The organism is Paenibacillus sp. HB172176, assembly GCF_011947265.1.
GTDB lineage: Bacteria > Bacillota > Bacilli > Paenibacillales > Paenibacillaceae > Pristimantibacillus.
Genome location: NZ_JAATHD010000020.1, coordinates 1 through 15,103 on the forward strand (window position 1 = coordinate 1; position 15,103 = coordinate 15,103).

At 46.8% G+C, this 15,103-nt stretch carries 16 protein-coding genes; 1 reads left to right on the forward strand and 15 read right to left on the reverse strand.

The features are described from left to right. Window positions 1-287: 287 nt before the first annotated feature. The 13 genes from HFP08_RS21130 to ehuB all read right to left on the reverse strand — a co-directional run bounded on the left by HFP08_RS21130 (window position 288) and on the right by ehuB (window position 12,962). The gene (locus HFP08_RS21130; RefSeq protein ID WP_168122603.1) at window positions 288-848 is read right to left on the reverse strand and encodes a hypothetical protein; all 561 of its coding nucleotides are present in this window, start codon (window positions 846-848) and stop codon (window positions 288-290) included. Between the two features lie 860 nt (window positions 849-1,708). Then, window positions 1,709-2,179, reverse strand: coding sequence for a DinB family protein (locus HFP08_RS21135; protein ID WP_168122604.1), 471 nt, complete (start codon window positions 2,177-2,179; stop codon window positions 1,709-1,711). A 195-nt stretch (window positions 2,180-2,374) separates the two neighbouring features. Next, on the reverse strand, window positions 2,375-3,511 hold the full coding sequence (locus tag HFP08_RS21140; protein WP_240941674.1) for a tyrosine-type recombinase/integrase: 1,137 nt from the start codon (window positions 3,509-3,511) through the stop codon (window positions 2,375-2,377). A gap of 351 nt (window positions 3,512-3,862) precedes the next feature. Continuing rightward, window positions 3,863-5,419 (reverse strand): ABC-F family ATP-binding cassette domain-containing protein, encoded by a 1,557-nt coding sequence (locus HFP08_RS21145; protein ID WP_168122605.1) that lies wholly within the window; start codon window positions 5,417-5,419, stop codon window positions 3,863-3,865. A 330-nt stretch (window positions 5,420-5,749) separates the two neighbouring features. Continuing rightward, window positions 5,750-6,271 (reverse strand): DUF2179 domain-containing protein, encoded by a 522-nt coding sequence (locus HFP08_RS21150; RefSeq protein WP_168122606.1) that lies wholly within the window; start codon window positions 6,269-6,271, stop codon window positions 5,750-5,752. A 3-nt stretch (window positions 6,272-6,274) separates the two neighbouring features. After that, window positions 6,275-7,171 (reverse strand): ectoine hydroxylase, encoded by an 897-nt coding sequence (gene thpD / locus HFP08_RS21155; RefSeq protein WP_168122607.1) that lies wholly within the window; start codon window positions 7,169-7,171, stop codon window positions 6,275-6,277. Window positions 7,172-7,365: 194 nt separating this feature from the next. Further along, on the reverse strand, window positions 7,366-7,758 hold the full coding sequence (locus tag HFP08_RS21160; protein ID WP_168122608.1) for an ectoine synthase: 393 nt from the start codon (window positions 7,756-7,758) through the stop codon (window positions 7,366-7,368). Window positions 7,759-7,839: 81 nt separating this feature from the next. Continuing rightward, window positions 7,840-9,168, reverse strand: a complete 1,329-nt coding sequence (gene ectB / locus HFP08_RS21165; RefSeq protein ID WP_168122609.1) for a diaminobutyrate--2-oxoglutarate transaminase — start codon at window positions 9,166-9,168, stop codon at window positions 7,840-7,842. Continuing rightward, on the reverse strand, window positions 9,169-9,726 hold the full coding sequence (gene ectA, locus HFP08_RS21170; protein WP_240941676.1) for a diaminobutyrate acetyltransferase: 558 nt from the start codon (window positions 9,724-9,726) through the stop codon (window positions 9,169-9,171). It abuts the gene before it with no gap. Between the two features lie 106 nt (window positions 9,727-9,832). Further along, window positions 9,833-10,672: an ectoine/hydroxyectoine ABC transporter ATP-binding protein EhuA gene (gene ehuA / locus HFP08_RS21175; protein WP_168122611.1), complete on the reverse strand. Its 840-nt coding sequence runs from the start codon at window positions 10,670-10,672 to the stop codon at window positions 9,833-9,835. Between the two features lie 20 nt (window positions 10,673-10,692). Then, the gene (gene ehuD / locus HFP08_RS21180; RefSeq protein ID WP_168122612.1) at window positions 10,693-11,358 is read right to left on the reverse strand and encodes an ectoine/hydroxyectoine ABC transporter permease subunit EhuD; all 666 of its coding nucleotides are present in this window, start codon (window positions 11,356-11,358) and stop codon (window positions 10,693-10,695) included. Window positions 11,359-11,364: 6 nt separating this feature from the next. Then, window positions 11,365-12,012 (reverse strand): ectoine/hydroxyectoine ABC transporter permease subunit EhuC, encoded by a 648-nt coding sequence (ehuC, locus tag HFP08_RS21185; RefSeq protein WP_168122613.1) that lies wholly within the window; start codon window positions 12,010-12,012, stop codon window positions 11,365-11,367. Next, the gene (gene ehuB, locus HFP08_RS21190; protein WP_240941682.1) at window positions 12,012-12,962 is read right to left on the reverse strand and encodes an ectoine/hydroxyectoine ABC transporter substrate-binding protein EhuB; all 951 of its coding nucleotides are present in this window, start codon (window positions 12,960-12,962) and stop codon (window positions 12,012-12,014) included. The genes ehuC and ehuB overlap by 1 nt, the downstream gene beginning before the upstream one ends. 424 nt (window positions 12,963-13,386) lie before the next feature. Here ehuB and HFP08_RS21195 point away from each other — a divergent pair, with 424 nt between their 5' ends. Next, on the forward strand, window positions 13,387-13,671 hold the full coding sequence (locus tag HFP08_RS21195; protein WP_168122614.1) for a hypothetical protein: 285 nt from the start codon (window positions 13,387-13,389) through the stop codon (window positions 13,669-13,671). 154 nt (window positions 13,672-13,825) lie between these two features. Here HFP08_RS21195 and HFP08_RS21200 read toward each other — a convergent pair whose 3' ends face one another. Then, window positions 13,826-14,092, reverse strand: a complete 267-nt coding sequence (locus HFP08_RS21200) for a CD3324 family protein (RefSeq protein ID WP_168122615.1) — start codon at window positions 14,090-14,092, stop codon at window positions 13,826-13,828. 319 nt (window positions 14,093-14,411) lie between these two features. After that, window positions 14,412-15,038: an SGNH/GDSL hydrolase family protein gene (locus tag HFP08_RS21205; RefSeq protein WP_168122616.1), complete on the reverse strand. Its 627-nt coding sequence runs from the start codon at window positions 15,036-15,038 to the stop codon at window positions 14,412-14,414. Window positions 15,039-15,103: the final 65 nt, after the last annotated feature.

Consider the following 15,103-nt stretch of genomic DNA (forward strand, 5'->3'; position numbering starts at 1 on the left):
CAGACCCAATTATCATCATTCGCTTCATCGAATCTTCTCCTATGCCATTAGGTTTTGCGAGAATTTCTCATAACGTTTTTGTATTCACGAACCCTCACTGCCTTAAGTGACCGGAGGGAACGGCCGCGACGCGGTTAGGCAGTGCAGGGTTGTCCGGCTGAATTGGCTTCCCTGCTACTGAATTTTCTTCCCCGAATCCACTTCTTCCAACTTCGGCCGGACCAAGGAGCCGGAGGCGACGCAGCGTGAATACGGTGTTATACGAAGTCACTTCTTCTTTGAAACTACTACATATCTTCTTTCATTCCTAATATTATATTTTCATTTTTATGGTTTTTAAAATATTGTATAGAATATGAATGTCCGAGTATTAAATCAGTTTTTTTATACAAATAATAGAAGTCGTCATGTGATGTTATCTCGTAAGGTAATATACTATTACTAATTCTTGCTCCATCTGATAATTCATATTTATCAATTATCAAGATGTTATTTATTATTGGGTTGGATATGTATTTTTTAAAATCACTTTGAATTTGTATCGAGTAAATCAAAAAAATTAATAAAATAAAACAATATATCAGAGGTCTTACAATTCTTAATAATGCAATTGAAACTCTAGATTTAAGCGATCTTAACGCCTTTAATTCTTGTATCTTATACCGGATTAAGAAAATGACTAGTGCCATTAACATAAAAACTAAAATAAAGTGGAATGCAAAAGAAGAGTGGTAAATGTATTGTGCAAAATATGAATTTGGATTGCTGTCATTATAAAAAATCAATACTGTCAATTTAATGCCAAGCCAAAATAATATTATAATAAATTCAGTTAAGAATAGCCCCATCTATTGCACCTGCTCTTTACGATTTTAAGTGATTTCGTATAACGTTTTTGTATTCACGAACCTTCACTGCCTTAAGTAACCGAAGGGAACGGCCGCGACGCGGTTAGGCAGTGCAAGGTTGTCCGGCTGACTATGCTTCCCTGCTACTAGAACGGCTCCAGTATAGCCGTTCTATTCCAGCTTCGGTCCGGACCAAGGAGCCGGAGGCGACGCAGCGTGAATACGGTGTTATAGGATGCTGGCTCTTCCCTGAATCACTTTCATACTCCCTTATTTTCTTTCAGCTTTTTACAACGTTTTTAATACACATTTTTTCTTCTTTATTGGGTTTCAATTATTCAAATCCATATATCTCTTTCAAAGTTTTTTATTTAATTGTAAATTTATGGTGCGAATATGTCCATTCATTCTTTCACAATGTCATTCGAAATTAGATACTTTTAAATACAGACATCTACCCGTCCCTATTATAAAAATAGGTTTACAATAAATCAGAATCCAAAAATGTAGTTAAAAGATGGGTTTGGGATTAAACATGTCATTAAAATAAGGGAATTCCATACCTCAATTTCAGAAAAATTCAGTCAATTCACTATAGCACTTATGCTTTAGCCAGTTTCCTATAACGTTTTTGTATTCACGAACCTTCACTGCCTTAAGTGACCGGAGGGAACGGCCGCGACGCGGTTAGGCTGTGCAAGGTTGTCCGGCTGAATCTGCTTCCCTGCTACTAGAACGGCTTTATTTTAGCCGTTCTCTTCCAGCTTCGGTCCGGACCAAGGAGACGGAGTCGACGCAGCGTGAATACGGTGTTATATGAAGGATCGGCCTTCTTTGAATTGCTTTCAAATATACCTTTATTATTTCTTTTCAAACAGTTCTCTTCCGATGAAATTTGAATTAACTACTTCTATTCCTATTTCTTTCGACCAGATTGAAAGTTGTCCAATATGATGAATTTCATGAACTAATATATGTCTTAATACTTCGCCCTTATAAAAAGTCTTTTCCATCCATGAAGGAGTTACGATATCATACTCCATTTCATTAGACCAATTATTTATGAATTCGTTAATTTCTAATCTCAATTTTTTTGATAGATTTCTCATTGGATGAAGATCCTTATAGTCTTCAAACTGAAAAATAATATCGGATTCATTCTTGATAGCTCTTATCCAACTATATTCTACATCTATGATATGAAACATAGTTTTGAGAAACGATCCTACTCCTGACTTTCGATCCCTTAACAATTCTATCACAGGTATCGATTCAAAAACCTGGAGCCATTCATCTCTAATCTGCCAATTGTAATAAAATAGTGTCCTCAATAAACTTACTCCTTTCCGTTATCTCTTGCCGATCTTTCATATAACTACTTATTTATGTATGTCGCTAAAGTCGTTAATAAGGTTGGAGATGTGTATTTCTTAATGGGGATGATAGGCGGGGGATTTGCGTAGGGTAAAGCAAACCACATTCTCTATAATTTTCACGTAACCCCGCCGTCTCAACATCCCAGCTTGTTAATCCATGATATCCAAAGGACTCTTAATACGACGAACATCTTTAATACTGACATGAGTATACCGTTCTGTGGTTTTACTGTTTTTGTGTCCCAAAAGCTCTTGAATATAGCGAATATCAATGCCATTCTCGAGCAAATGAGTGGCAAAGGAATGCCGTAAAGTATGAATGCTAGCCTTTTTGTTTATGCCCGACAGACGAAGGGCTTGTTCAAAAATCTTTTGTGCGGAACGCTCAGTCAGATGCTTCCCAGAATCCTGCCCCGGAAACAGCCACAATGCTGGCCGCTCCACATGCACATACTCACGAAGCAACTTAAAAGCTTGTTCGGAAAGCATCGTCATTCGATCCTTTCTCCCCTTACCCTGCCTTACAATTAAAGTTCCGCGTTCAGGATCAATATCAGATAGTTTCATACGCACGACTTCTCCCACTCTCAATCCGGAAGAATAAGTAAGAGTTAACAAAGCTCTGTGCTTATAATTGGTTAAACTCGAGATCAGTTTTCTTACTTCTGAAACAGAAAGCACATTAGGAAGCTTGCTTTCCTTTCGCGGGCGAATATATGCGCTCGTATCCAAGATCTGCAGCACCTTCTCGAAATAAAATCGAACGGCGCTGATTGCTTGATTGACGTAAGATCTAGAGCATTCACGATGGAGCAGCTCTAATGTGTATCTTTGCAACAATACCGGCTCTGGTTCTGCATTCTGATTTTGAGAAAATGCAATGAAGCGCTCTACCTGACCCATATAGGCTCTAATTGTTTTCACGCTGTAGCCGCGCATCTGCAAGGCTTCACGTAATTTTTTTTGCAAGCTAAGCGGCCAAATTACCTCTGTTTCTTCAATGACTCCCCATCCCTTGGGAATTGGCTGCAAAAAGGTCTGTTGCAATAAATAGCATTCATCCATCAACTGTTTCTCCACACGAAAGACATCTCGAGGAAACAATTGAAGCAGTCTTTCCACATGATCCAGCGTATACGGCATCAACCAAGTTCGTGAATCATTCTGCCACCTTAGTCCATCCATGCTCTTCAAAACATTCAATTCCGATAAAGAGAAATACATAAAACGAATACAAATGCTTTTTTCATTAAGCTTGTTTAACTCAATTTCTAACATTTTTTTCATTTCAATCCCTCCCATTATACCATCGCTAACAAATTCAGGAAACACAAAAAGGAGAAATCCAAGTCAAATGACCTGAAAATCTCCGGTGCTTTCGGTTGTTAAAATGTGTTTCGTTGGCTACATCATAACACGAACATTAGTTCGATTCAATGTATAATAACAAAATAAAAGAGAATTGATTTTTGAGCAGAGTCTCGCTTGTACAGATTTTCCCGTTTCTGCCGTGCGACCTCCCTAGAATTAAACAGGAGCGAATCACACGCCTAACGAGCGTTGATATGCCGACTGATCTTGACTATACAATGGATGAGCTTGCCTGTTCGCGCATTGCACATCGAATCCATCCAAAATCTAAAACACTTTCGTCGTCCAGTCCTCGCAATTCCAGGTTTCTGTCACAACATCGCGGTAAAATTCCGGCTCATGGGAGATGAGCAGAATGCTGCCCTTATACGCCTTCAAAGCTCGTTTTAGCTCGTCCTTCGCATCGACGTCGAGATGATTCGTGGGCTCATCGAGCACGAGCAGATTCGTTTCGCGGTTGATGAGCTTGCACAAGCGCACCTTGGCTTTCTCGCCGCCGCTCAGCACGGCGATTTTGCTCTCGATATGCTTCGTGGTCAAGCCGCATTTGGCCAGCGCGGCGCGCACCTCGAACTGTGTGAATGAAGGGAACTCCTGCCAGACCTCTTCAATACAAGTGTTATAATTAGCATCCTTCGCTTCTTGTTCGAAATAGCCGATTTCGAGGTTATCTCCGAGCTCGACCGTTCCGGACAAAGCTTTGATTTCTCCCAAAATAGAGCGAAGCAAGGTTGTCTTCCCGATGCCGTTCGCCCCGACCAGGGCAATCTTCTGACCGCGTTCCATGGACAGGTTCAGCGCTCGAGACAAAGGCTCGTTATAACCGATAACGAGCTCGACAGCTTCGAAGATGGAGCGCCCAGCCGTCCGCCCTTCCTTGAAATTGAACTGCGGCTTCGGCTTCTCCTTCGCGAGCTCGATGACCTCCATCTTGTCCAGTTTCTTCTGACGGGACATCGCCATGTTTCGCGTCGCAACACTCGCTTTATTCCGAGCGACGAAATCCTTCAGATCCGCAATCTCCTGCTGTTGACGCTTGAAGGCCGATTCCAGCTGCTGCTTCTTCATCTCGTACACTTGCTGGAAATGATCATAGTCGCCGACATAACGCGACAGCTCTTGATTCTCCATATGATAGATAAGGTTGATAACGCTGTTCAGGAACGGAATATCATGCGATATCAGGATGAACGCATTCTCATATTCCTGGAGATATCTCGTCAACCAAGCAATATGAACCTCGTCGAGATAGTTCGTCGGCTCATCGAGAAGCAGAATATCCGGCTTCTCGAGCAGAAGCTTCGCCAGCAGCACCTTCGTGCGCTGCCCGCCGCTGAGATCATGCACGTCCTTGTCCAGTCCAATATCCGTCAGACCCAGACCTCGCGCTGTCTCTTCAACCTTCGCATCGATTAGATAGAAATCCTGATTCGTCAGCGTATCCTGAATCGTGCCGACATCCTCGAGCAGCTTCTCGAGCTCCTCTGGCGACACCTCTCCCATCTTGCCGTACATGTCGTTCATCTCTTGCTCCATATCGAACAAATATTGGAACGCGCTGTTCAGCACATCGCGCATCGTCATACCTTTGCTCAGCGCCGCATGCTGATCCAGATAGCCGACGCGCACGCGCTTCGACCATTCCACCTTGCCTTCATCCGGCTGCAGCTTGCCTGTTATAATATTCATAAAGGTTGATTTGCCTTCACCGTTTGCTCCGATTAATCCGATATGCTCGCCCTTAAGCAAGCGGAAGGAAACATCTTGAAAGATGGCGCGATCGCCGAAGCCGTGACTTAACCGTTCTACATTTAGAATACTCATGAATGAACACCTTTTCTGCTTTGTATTATTTCTCGCTATATTATAAGCGTTAGACGCTGCTCAACTCAATATCTGTTTTTGTAAAATAGCTTTTCTGATAATAATTTGTACACCATCCTTTTTTTGGGCACTAAACTCCGGCATGACATCAACGAGAAAGAAGGACATCCTGCAAGGGATGTCCTTCTCTTTCTGGAACGCGAAGCCGCAACCATTACTTTGACGAAACAAAAGCTTCGCTTGCTTACCGGTACAGCTTGTTCAACAGCTCTCTTCTGCACCGCGCACAGTTCCCTGCGGGCGGTGTGGCGGAAAGCCACGCCCTACTTCTTACTTCTCCAGCAGCTTCGCCCAGAAGCCTCCACGGAAATGTCTCGGCTCATGCGAGATGACGAAGGCTTTCGGCGCTTCCGTCGCGATTCGATCCATCAACTTCTTCTCATTGCTGCGCTTGACGAGCACTTGCATCACTAATCGAGCGCCGCTTCTCCCCTCGCCATGCCAGGTTGTAACGCCGTAGCCATAATCGCGAAGGCGATTGGGCAGACCCGTCTCAACCGTATCGGCAATCACCTGTATGACGGAATAACCAAGCGCGAGCGCCTCTTCAATGCGGCTGCCGAGGTAGACGCCCAGTCCGAATCCGACGCAATAAGCGGCGAGATAGATCGGATTGTTCAGTCGATCCAGCACAATTTGCAGCCCGACGAGGTAGATGAATACCTCGACCATGGACAGCAGCGCTGCGGCGTTCCGCTTTCCTTTGATAACCAGAATGAGCCTCAAAGTGAAGATGGACACGTAGGTGATATTAATGGCCAGGATGAAAGCAACAATGAGAAATGGGTTCATAGATTAGTCGCGCGCTGCGATGTAATCAGGTCTAGGCTTTTGACCCGAGAACGGCGCCTCCAGTTTATTTTCGACACTATTGTAGACCATGAATACATTGCTGCGAGGATAAGGCGAGATATTGCTGCTCGATCCATGCATAAGGTTGCAATCGAAGAGCAGAATGGAGCCCGCTTTGCCGACCGGCATTTCAATGCCGCCTTTCTTCGCCAGTTCTGTTAGGCTATGCTTGTCCGGCACTCCGTATTCCTGTTTGCGCAAAGATTCTTTGAAATGATCCTCGGGCGTCGCGCCGACACAGGAGACGAATTCCTTGTGGGAGCCCGGAATGACCATCAACGGCCCGTTGAACGGATGGTTGTCGCTTAGCGCTACGGAACAGCTCAAGGCGCGCATGTTCGGCATGCCATCTTCCACATGCCAGGTTTCGAAATCGGAATGCCAGTAGAATTCCTTGCCGGTGAAGCCAGGCTTGAAATTGATGCGAGACTGATGAATGTAGGTTTCAGAGCCGAGAATATGCTCCATAATCGCCGTTAATCTTGGATGCTTCGACAGATCCATGAAGATTTTATTATTCTCGTGCACGGAGAAGATGGAACGAACCTCCTTGCTCGCGGGCTCGCGAATAACATGAACCGCTTCCTCATCATGATAAGCCGCTTGAAGACGGGCAAGCTCTTGGCGCCATTCCTCAATTTCCTTCTCTGAGAAGAAATTTTCAAGGAACAGATAGCCATTCTTCTCATAGAAATCATGCTGCTCCTTCGTAAGTGCGCTTTTATCGGTCCATTGGCTGTAGAGTACTGGATCTTTGCGTTCGCTAAGCTCAGCCTGAGGCGCCACTCGAGAAGGGTATTTATCCGTTACCTTTTTCACTGCAGTTTGTTGTTCGCTCATTTCCAATCATCTCCTATTAATATCATTTTTCAGCCAGTTGGCTGGAACTCGCTCCATTCATTTTTCCAATCCATTTGACACAATCAAGCTAGAAGCCATTCATACAGACGATTCAGCTCCTAAATTACAGGTTCTTTGACCATTTCATCCTAGAATGCCGTCGAACGAATCGCTGACTGCTGCTCCATCAAGTATTACGCTTCTACCGTTTCATCCACCGGATAGACGCCGTCCTTGTCATGCACCTCGGCGCCGGACAGAGGCGGATTGAATACGCAAACCATGCGCATTTGCTTCTTCGCGCGAAGCAGATGCTTCTCGTGACCGTTCAGCACGTACAGCGTGCCCGGCGTAATGGGATAGGTTTCCCCGCCAATCACCTCGATTTCGCCTTCGCCTTCGAAGCAATAGACCGATTCGACATGATTTTTATACCATATCAGCGTTTCGGTGCCTTCCTTAATCACAGTGTCATGCAAGGAATAGCCCAGTCCATCCTTCTTGAGCAACAATCTTCTCGCATTCCATGTGGAAGTATCTACGTCATCCTTCGTATTCACAATGTCATTCAAATGTTTCACTATCATGTTTATTCACTCCTTTATATAGTAAAGATCTTAAGGGATAAGATCTTGTTCCCTATCCATTTGCACTCCAAATTCCAATAATTATGCTCTTGTTGCGGCAGGAATTTTCTCTTCCGCGATTTCGGCGCTGCCATACATCGCCTTCAGAGAAGCCTCGATCCGGTTCAAGCCTTCTTGCAGAAGCTTGGGCTCGATCGTCAGCGGCGGCATTAGCTTCGCTACCTCGTCGAACGCGCCGGAGGTTTCCATAATAACCTGGCGATTAAAAGCCTCGCCGCATAGCTTCGACGCATCGGAATGCTCCTTGAAGACGAGACCTTGAATAAGCCCTTTACCCTTTACATCGGTGATCTTGCCTTTATACTGCGCAGCCATCCGTTTCAAGAAGGAAGAGATTACTGCAGCGTGATTCGCAATGGCCTTCTCGAAAGAAGCGTCCTTCCAATAGGACAAAGCTTCGGTCGCTGCGACAAAGCCCAGGTTATTCCCGCGGAAGGTGCCGTTATGCTCGCCCGGATTCCAAATATCATGCTCGGGCTTAATGAGCGTGAGCGCCATTGGCAAGCCATAGCCGCCAATCGATTTCGACAGACATACGATATCCGGATTGATACCCGCTTCCTCGAAGGAGAAGAAGGTTCCCGTACGGCCGCAGCCCATCTGCACATCATCGATAATGAACAGAATATCGAACTTCTTGCAGAGAGCTTCCAGATTGCGCAGCCAGTTCGCGCTTGCCGAATTCAGCCCTCCTTCGCCTTGCAGCGTCTCCACGATGATCGCCGCCGGTGTCTCCACGCCGCTGCCCGGATCCTTAAGCAGCTTCTCCAGCAGAATTGTCGTATCGACAAGCGGTCCCATATAGCCGTCATACGGCATGAACGTGGTTCCGCTAAGCGGAACGCCCGCTCCTTTGCGTTTGAAGGAATTGCCGGTTGCGGCAAGCGAGCCGAGCGACATGCCATGGAAGGCATTCGTGAAGGAGATAATATTCGTGCGCCCCGTCACCTTGCGAGCGATCTTCATCGCGCTCTCTACTGAATTCGTACCGGTAGGCCCAGGAAACATCACCTTGTAATCAAGGTTTCGCGGCTTCAGAATGCTTTCCTGAAACTCCAACAAGAAGGTTTCCTTCGCCTCCGTCGCCATGTCGAGGCTATGCGTAATGCCGTCCTTCATCAAATAATCAATCAGCTTCGCGCGGATACGCTCATTGTTATGACCGTAATTCAGCGCGCCGGCTCCGGCGAACAGATCGATAAACTCGTTGCCGTTCTTATCCCAGAGCGTAGCGTTGCTTGCTTTGGTGAAGACCGTTTCAAAGCTTCTGCAATAGCTGCGCACTTCGGATTCCAATTGATCGAACACCTTCATGGTCGGCATTTCAATATTATTTTCATTTGTTTTCATTTATTTTGTTTCCTCCTTCAATGGAATGGATGGAGCTGGAGCGGAGATTCGATCGAGCTTAAGCGGCCCGATGCGGAACAATAATTCGTCGTCATGCTTCTTTTCGCCAGGGAACATTGTCGAGTCGAAATGCTCGGACATATTGCATGACCCGCCGAGTTCATTCGAGAGAGACATGAACAATTGCCTGGACGCGATATTATCAGGTCCGATCGTCGCTTCCATGAAAGAGATGTCCGCATTTTCCGGACGCGACAAGAGCGCTTTAATCAAGCCTTTGCCTATGCCTTTGCCCCGCTGCGCCGAGGAGACCCCGATCTGCCAGACGAATAAAGTATTCGGATCGGACGGCTTGCGGAAGGCGGATACGAAGCCTGCAAGCTCCTCTCCTGTTTCTGCCAAGCAGCAAGTATCCTGGAACATATCGCAAAGCATGAGATACGAATAAGAGGAGTTTAGATCAAGCGTCTTGGCATCCCTTATCAGCTCCCATACGCTTCCTCCGTCTCGGGCCGAGGGTTTTCGATAGTGAAGTTGAGGCTTTGCTGTTTCTGTCATGTGCATTCCTACTTTCTTGCTTACTGCAATCGTCTTGTATCTAACGGCTTCTTCGCCGCTGATGTACTCTTTATTGATTATTTATTGGGCGCCAAGGCGCCGTTTATTATAGAAACCGGCTTAAGAAAGCCTGTAAACGTTCACTCTTAGGCTGGTCGAACAATTGCTGCGGCTTGCCTTGCTCGACAATAAGTCCGTCCGCAGCGAAGATCACATGATCCGCGATATCTCTTGCGAAATCCATCTCATGCGTAATCAACAACATCGCGGTTTCGCTTTCGACGGCAATTTCCTTAATAACCTCCAGCACCTCTCCGACCAGCTCTGGATCAAGCGCCGAGGTCACTTCGTCGAATACGACCACTTTCGGCTGCATCACAAGCGCTCTTGCGATGGCAACCCTTTGCTTCTGTCCGCCGGACAGCTGTGCCGGATACACATCCAGCTTATCGCTGAGGCCGACCTTGCGCAGCATATCGACCGCGCGTTCATTGGCTTCTTCCTTGGACATCTTAAGCACAGATGTAGGAGCAAGCGTCACATTACGGAGCACCGTCAGATGCGGGAACAGGTTGAAATGCTGGAAGATCATGCCGACCTTCTCTCTCATCCGATGCAGATGCTTCTCATCCGCTCGCACCAGCATGCCTTTCTTGTTCTTCATCTTCCACAGCGGTTCACCGTCAATGGTAATCATGCCGCTTGTCGGCTCTTCGAGCGTCATCAGCATACGTCCCAGCGTTGTTTTCCCCGAGCCGCTTGGGCCTATAAGCGCAAGCTTCTCGCCAGGATGTATCGTAAGATCCATGCCGCGAATAACTTCCAAATCTCCATACGATTTCGTCACATTCTCATATCGAACAAACGGTTCCTTCGTTTGTTTCGTCGTGCTGACCGCCTCCTTCTCCGGATCGGCCGAATCTCTTTCATTCAAAACGCCATTCATGCTTCGTTCCCCTTTCAACCTTATGCGGAAGGCCTTTGCAGGTACCTTCTCTCCAATCTGCTGATTCCAAATGACATGAGCAAGCTAATCACGATAAAGATAATGCCTACAATGGTGTAAGGTTCGAATACGTGGTACGACTTGGAAACCTCGTTTTTCGCTCTGAGCAGAAGCTCGATGAACGTAATCGCCGATAGAGTAGGAGTCTCTTTGAATATAACGATCAAATAATTGCCCATAATCGGGATAATCGGAGGAATAGCTTGAGGTATGACAATGGAAAACCAAGTTTTCGTCTTTGACAAGTTCAGCGCCGTCGCCGCTTCCCACTGTCCCTTCGGCAGAGCGTCAATGCTGGAGCGATACACCTCGGACAGATAGGTCGCATAATGCAGCCCAAGTCCGATAACTCCCGTCACAAAGGCGGTCATGCCGAACGGCGTCAGCATCGGCAAGCTGTAGAATAAGAAGAACAACTGCACGAGCAAAGGCGTCTTCCGAATAAAATCAACAATGCCCTTTGTCGTTCTGCGCACGATCGCAGATCGTGATCGGATCGCCATGGCGAACACCATGCCCACAATCGCGGCAAGCGCAAAGCCGCATACGGTCGCCAGCAGCGTTGCCGGTATCGCCTTCATCAAGATGGGCATTAATTCTTCTACATAATCCCAATTCCATAACATCGATTGTCACCTCCATACGGAAAATTTGCGTTCCAGCAAGCGAACCGTGAAGGAGACACAACTGGATAAAAGATAATAAATAACAAGCAACAAACCGAAAATAAGCGGCGTGTCATTATAATAATTGTTGCGCAGAATCATCGCCTCATAGGTCAAATCGGCCATCGTTATGAAGAAGACAAGCGAAGTCGACTTCAGCATCTCGATCCACAGATTGCCCATCGGCGGAAGCATTCGGATGAAGGCCTGCGGCAGCACGATGCGGAAAAATCGCTGCATCGGCTTTAAATTGAGCGCCGTAGACGCTTCATACTGTCCATTCGGAACAGCAAGCACCGCGCTTCTAACAATTTCCCCGCCGTAAGCTCCGATATTAAGTCCTATTGCGAGCACGGCCGACCATGTCTTCGTGAGCTCGAGTCCGGCAATCGGCAAAGCGAAGTAGACCCAGAACAGCAGCACGAGCAAGGATGATGCCCGGAAGAACTCAATATACGTACTCGCTAACCAGCGGATAGGCGGCACTGTCGACAAACGTCCGATGCCCGACAGAACGGATAGCAGCATGGCGACGACGCCGGCCATCAACGTAATTCGAATGGTGACAATGGCGCCGTCCCTAAGGAACGGCAGCCAATGTATCAGATTAGACATCACGCTGCGGGCGTGCAGAGCTGTTCGGATGTTGCGTCACCAGGCATTTCTTGCTCCGTGAATCCGAATTTCTTCAGAATTTCAAGCAGCTCTCCGTTTTCTTTCATTTTGTTCAATTCGGCCGTGTATGCGTCTCTGAATGAAGTATCTTTCATACGGAATGCCGCTGCGCCATAACCTCTTACGCTTGCGCCGTCCACGATCGGCTGTTCGAAATCCATAACACGCTCAAGCTTCGAATCATTCGCTTGCTCCAGTCTGGATTGCAGCGCGGGACCCGTCATCGTCATGGCATCCGCTCTGCCGGACTGCACGGCGCTTACCGCCGCATCCTGATCGGCAACCATCACCATTTGACTTTCCTTCACGCCGGAAGCTTCCAGATAGCCAATCTCGACAGCGCCCGTCATGACAGCGACCTTCGCGCCTTTGTCGGCGATATCCGCATAGCTCTTAAGGGCCTTCGGATTGCCGGCTTTCACCGCGATGCCTTCGCCGATGCTGTATTCCGGATCCGCGAACAATACAGCCTCGCAACGCTCCGGATTAATGAACATCCCCGCTGTGATCAGATCGAAGCGATTCGAATTCAGACCTGCGATCAACGCCGAGAATTCGGTTAGCTCCCCTTTGATCTCGTCAATGCCCAATCGCTTAAGTACGACCTTCGCGATTTCAACCGCCTCGCCAGTCAATTCGCCGTTCTCATCCTTATAGGCGTATGGATTCTCACCGGCAAAGCCGACTGTCACGTAGCCTTGCTCCTGTGCTTTTTCCAGTGTTGTTTTTGCCTTGCCGTCATTCGAGCCGCCATTTGAACCATTGTTCGTCTCGTTCGCGGTATTACCGCCGCTTCCTGTGTTCGTGTTGTTGTTATTGCTCGTGTTGTTGCCGCATGCGCTGATCATCAACGCGCACAATACCAACAAGATAACTAACTTGCCTCTCACTTGCTACCCCAACCTTTCACTCTCTATTTTTTTGGAACACTTAAAAGGCTAACATGGATTCGCGTGGAGGTCATTTCCAGTACACTCCCATATACTCCCTTATTTTGAGCTCTCTTTGTCAGAGGTAAGCTGGGGCGACGGGTCCTCCTTTTTCCTGCCGTATCCTCCTTGATCGTCACGGATAGATTAGTTTACTGAGGGTGTGAGGTATGTTATATAAACTTTTTTTATAGCTGTTAAACGAAATTTTTAAGCTTTTTTAACATAAGATTTACTTATAATAATTATAGTCAGCATTCGACAATAGCGGCTATGGCCATGTCGAGAACTATTATGGAGACGGGGGCATGTTGTGACAAACATTGCATAGCGCCTCTGATACGATAGTTCTATGTTGCCTAACCCTAACAGAGGAGAGTTGCGAATGAAATGTATTATGAACGAATGCTTTACGAACGAGACGATTGCTTTCGACGGCTTCAGCTTTAAGAACTGCACCTTCACGAGCTGCGTCATCATTATTACGACACTGCAATTCCATTTCGAATCCTGTAATTTCTATAACTCTGCGCTTCATGTTCATCCCGAGCTTCCCGTATTCGAAATCTCGCATCGGCTGTCGCAATCGACCTACGACGGGGATACGCTGTGCTATAGAGATGATTACAAATATCCGCGAACCGTGCTGCAGCTGCCCACCACAATTTAACGATACACACGGCATCGCATGGCAAAAAGAACCTCTGCGAACGCTTCAACGGAAGCGGCGACAGAGGTTCTTTTTTAATACGCGTTTCAATACGCGGAATTTGGTTTATAGAAATACGAGTCATATTCGCGATAATGAAATACATAACGCTCATTTAACGGGTCTTCACAATAATTTTGCGAATGCTTTCATTCGACAGATGGTATTTCTGCTCCAGCTCGGAAATCGTCACTCCGCTTACATAATATTGCACAATTTCCTTGTTGCGCTCGGCGAGCATGCGACGTGTGCCGCTGACTTCGCCCCAACTGGCTCGTTTGTCAGCCGGCTTCGGAATGTAGATCAAATCACCTTGAATATATTTCTGCAGCTCCTGCAGCAGACTAGGGGGAAGAACATCTCTTCCATTTTTGTAGTTCACGCTCAAAATCCTCCTCAAATTGGTTTAGGCGTTTGCGTTGCAACATTTGACAATCCATAGCAAACTTCATGCTAATCATCCTCCCTTTCTTTGAATTTTTGATTTTCTCATAAAACAAGAAGAGGCCCGAAGGCCTCCTCGCAAGCAGCTCTCTCCGCCTAAACGGAGATCACCTCAAAGTGGTCGTTCAATATAATCATCTCCTTTCAGCCGTATTTCGTCGGCCCGACATCCTTATTATAATCCCAGCTCATGGAAAAAGGACAGCGAAAAAATGATTATTAAAAATTCTTTACCAGTTGTCTGCTTCAATCGGGACTTAAGCTTTAACCGCTTTCAACCAAGCCTCTGCAATCAACGCGTGTCCCGCAGCGGAAGGATGCACACCGTCTGGCGCCCAATAGGCAGGTCCAGTCTTCATGCTTGCAGCGGCAAACAAACCGTCAAGCGGCACATACAAGGTTTTGAATTCCTCTGCAAGAGCGCGCACGGCAATGATTTTCGGATCCAGATCCTCTCTCCATGCTCTGCGATCCTCCGGCACCGGAAGCACGAACGGCTCAATAAGAATGAGATTGGCGTCCAGTCTCTCCTTCGTTTGAACAATCAAGTTCCGGCAGCTGGAATAATAAGCCTCTGTCGAGGTTGGATCATTATTATCATACCTGCGCCATGTATCATTGATGCCGATGTAGATCGACACCCATGTCGGCTTCAAATCAAGACAGTCCGTTTGCCAGCGTCTCTCCAAATCGACAGCACGGTTGCCGCTGCAGCCGCGATTCAAGAAGGAAACGTTCTTTTCTGGATATTTGAGCCCGAATTGCGAAGCGATCAGATTGGCATAGCCCGTTCCAAGGCTCCCGCTAACTTCCCGATTGCGCCCCGTATCCGTGATGCTGTCGCCTTGAAATAATACAACCGCATTTTCTTCAATGATTGACATATTAACTCCCCCATTCTACTCTTCATTCCCCATATTTAGACAATTCTATTAGAATTTTAAGCCTC

Excerpts from the sequence above, each read along its gene's own strand:
- HFP08_RS21130 (WP_168122603.1), bottom strand. The coding sequence starts at position 848 with ATGGGGCTATTCTTAACTGAATTTATTATAATATTATTTTGGCTTGGC.
- HFP08_RS21140 (WP_240941674.1), bottom strand. The coding sequence starts at position 3,511 with ATGAAAAAAATGTTAGAAATTGAGTTAAACAAGCTTAATGAAAAAAGC.
- HFP08_RS21145 (WP_168122605.1), bottom strand. The coding sequence starts at position 5,419 with ATGAGTATTCTAAATGTAGAACGGTTAAGTCACGGCTTCGGCGATCGC.
- HFP08_RS21150 (WP_168122606.1), bottom strand. The coding sequence starts at position 6,271 with ATGAACCCATTTCTCATTGTTGCTTTCATCCTGGCCATTAATATCACC.
- thpD (WP_168122607.1), bottom strand. The coding sequence starts at position 7,171 with ATGAGCGAACAACAAACTGCAGTGAAAAAGGTAACGGATAAATACCCT.
- HFP08_RS21160 (WP_168122608.1), bottom strand. The coding sequence starts at position 7,758 with ATGATAGTGAAACATTTGAATGACATTGTGAATACGAAGGATGACGTA.
- ectB (WP_168122609.1), bottom strand. The coding sequence starts at position 9,168 with ATGAAAACAAATGAAAATAATATTGAAATGCCGACCATGAAGGTGTTC.
- ectA (WP_240941676.1), bottom strand. The coding sequence starts at position 9,726 with ATGACAGAAACAGCAAAGCCTCAACTTCACTATCGAAAACCCTCGGCC.
- ehuA (WP_168122611.1), bottom strand. The coding sequence starts at position 10,672 with ATGAATGGCGTTTTGAATGAAAGAGATTCGGCCGATCCGGAGAAGGAG.
- ehuD (WP_168122612.1), bottom strand. The coding sequence starts at position 11,358 with ATGTTATGGAATTGGGATTATGTAGAAGAATTAATGCCCATCTTGATG.
- ehuC (WP_168122613.1), bottom strand. The coding sequence starts at position 12,012 with ATGTCTAATCTGATACATTGGCTGCCGTTCCTTAGGGACGGCGCCATT.
- HFP08_RS21195 (WP_168122614.1), top strand. The coding sequence starts at position 13,387 with ATGAAATGTATTATGAACGAATGCTTTACGAACGAGACGATTGCTTTC.
- HFP08_RS21205 (WP_168122616.1), bottom strand. The coding sequence starts at position 15,038 with ATGTCAATCATTGAAGAAAATGCGGTTGTATTATTTCAAGGCGACAGC.